At 67.9% G+C, this 2248-nt stretch carries 4 protein-coding genes; 2 read left to right on the forward strand and 2 right to left on the reverse strand.

The window, feature by feature from the left end:
* Positions 1-404 (forward strand): AI-2E family transporter (locus AC2VON_RS20495; protein ID WP_486954560.1); only part of this gene is annotated, 404 nt, incomplete at its 5' end.
* Here AC2VON_RS20495 and AC2VON_RS20500 read toward each other — a convergent pair.
* Together AC2VON_RS20500 and AC2VON_RS20505 are read right to left on the reverse strand one after the other, a co-directional pair.
* Positions 379-1182, reverse strand: coding sequence for a dienelactone hydrolase family protein (locus AC2VON_RS20500; RefSeq protein WP_486954561.1), 804 nt, complete (start codon positions 1180-1182; stop codon positions 379-381). The two genes, AC2VON_RS20495 and AC2VON_RS20500, sit on opposite strands and share 26 nt — an antisense overlap.
* An 8-nt stretch (positions 1183-1190) precedes the next feature.
* On the reverse strand, positions 1191-1814 hold the full coding sequence (locus tag AC2VON_RS20505) for a DUF4245 domain-containing protein (protein WP_486954562.1): 624 nt from the start codon (positions 1812-1814) through the stop codon (positions 1191-1193).
* Positions 1815-1869: 55 nt separating this feature from the next.
* Here AC2VON_RS20505 and AC2VON_RS20510 point away from each other — a divergent pair.
* A partial coding sequence (locus tag AC2VON_RS20510) for a fructose-bisphosphatase class II (protein WP_486954563.1) occupies positions 1870-2248 on the forward strand: 379 nt, incomplete at its 3' end.

Raw genomic sequence — 2248 nt, forward strand, 5'->3', positions numbered from 1 at the left:
GCCTGGCCGGGGCGGCGTCGGTCTACATCGGCGGTTTCCACCAGGGCTTCTTCCTCTTCGTGATCTTGTTGACGGCGTTGTCGATCATTCCGCTCGGCGGCGGCATCGTGACGATGCCGTTCGGCATCGGCATGGCGTTGCTCGGCCATGTCATCGGCGGGGTGTTCGTGGTGGTCTGGCACCTGGTGGTGGTCACCAACATCGACAATTTCCTGCGGCCGATCCTGGTGCCGCGCGACGCACGGCTCAATTCCGCGCTGATGTTGCTGGCCGTGTTCGCCGGTATCTCCATGTTCGGTTTCTGGGGCATCGTCATCGGCCCGGTGCTGATGATCGTCATCGTCACCACCATCGAGGTCTACCTGGCGGTGTTCAAGGCTACGAAGAGGTCAACCGCTCAGTGAGGAACTCCACCACCCGCTTGCGCGCCTCATACGCCGGGTGGCCGTCGACTTCGCGGACCTCGTCGGTGAGCACCGAATGCGCCATCCGGGAGAAGCCGCCGGGATTGCCTGGGCCGGAATCGATCTCGATCACCTCGAAAGCGTCACCGAGACGCTGCTTGAGCGTGGCGAATCGGTCCCCGGGGGCCATCTTGTCCTCGCTGAAACGCAGCCCCATCGCGCAGAGCCCGTCGGCAGCGGCCCGGTCGGCGATCACCCCCATCTCGACCTCGGACAGCCCGGGGTCACGGCGCTGTTTCAGCGTCAGCGGCAACGGCACCGAGGGCTGGCTGAGCACCGGCGCCAGCACGGCATCGTCGACCGCGGCGGCCAGCGCGAAACCGCCGGTGAAGCACTGGCCGATCAACCCCACGCCTTTACCCGGTGTCGAGGCGTTCAGGTCGCGGGCCAGCGCGCGCAGGAACTGGGTGACCGGACGCTGCTTGTCAGTGGCGAACGCCGCGAATTCCCTTGCCACGCACGCCCATGCGAGGCTCGCCGCGATGGAACCGACCGTCTTGGCCTTGCCCGGCTCGCCGAACAGCGACGGCATGGCGACGGTGAATCCGTTGTTCACCAAGTGGTTTCCCAGCGCCAGCACACCCGGGTGGATTCCCGGGATCTCGGGAATCAGCACCACACCGGGGCCGTCGCCCTTGCGGTACACGTCATGGGTGAGGCCGCCACCGGTGAACGGCGTCGCTGCCCATCCGGTCAGATCGGCTTCTGGTGCGTTCACTTGCTGTCCTATCTCGTCGTCGGCAGCGGCGGCTGGGACTGCGTCGCCGCTGCCAGAACCCGGAATTCATTGGAGTTGCCTGCACCGGTGATCGCCAGTTGTGCGGCACCCACCCGGGTCGTCCACACCGGCTCAGCGTCGCCGTGATACACCACCCAGCTGGTGCCGTCGACATCAACCGCGCCGGTCGGGTGCATGCCGGGGTGGATCGAGCCGACCAGCTGCTGTTCGTCGGCGTTGCTCTGCGTCAGGCTGACATACATCCCGGTCGGGCTCAGGTATCCGACCGTGGAGGTCACCGCGCGCAGGCGCTGCGCCGGGTTGGCCGGGTCCGTCCGCCCGTCGGTAATGCTGCCCCGGCCACCCGAGTTGGGCTGCCACCCCTCTGGCAACTGCGGCAGCCGAACCGGGAACCCCAGCGTCTGGGCGTCGGCATCCAGGGCGGCGACGTCGTCGTAGAACGGCACCGGCCCGCTCGTCGTCCCGGTTGGCTGAAACGAGCACATCCCGGCCAGACCGGCCAACAGGATGCAGGCCACCACCAGCGGCGCGATCGAGAAGAACATGTCGCGGCCGTCGTGCAGCAGCCGCGGTTTGGCCGGCCTGGCCGTGGGTTGCAGCTGAGAGGTCACCCGGTCAGTATCCCAGCTCGCCACGGCCGATACGGCTCTGGGAGAATCAGGAACCATGACGGGCCCATCTCGCCGTGAAGCCCCGGACCGCAACCTGGCCATGGAGCTGGTGCGGGTCACCGAGGCCGGCGCGATGGCCGCCGGCCGCTGGGTGGGCCGGGGCGACAAGGAGGGTGGCGACGGTGCCGCCGTCGACGCGATCCGCGAGCTGGTGAACTCGGTGTCGATGCGCGGCGTGGTCGTCATCGGGGAGGGCGAGAAGGACCACGCGCCGATGCTCTACAACGGCGAGCACGTCGGCAACGGCGAGGGTCCGGCCTGCGACTTCGCGGTGGACCCCATCGACGGCACCACGCTGATGAGCAAAGGCATGCCCAACGCCATCTCGGTGCTGGCGGTGGCCGATCGCGGGACGATGTTCGACCCGTCGGCGG

Source organism: Mycobacterium sp. TH-M82, assembly GCF_057473605.1.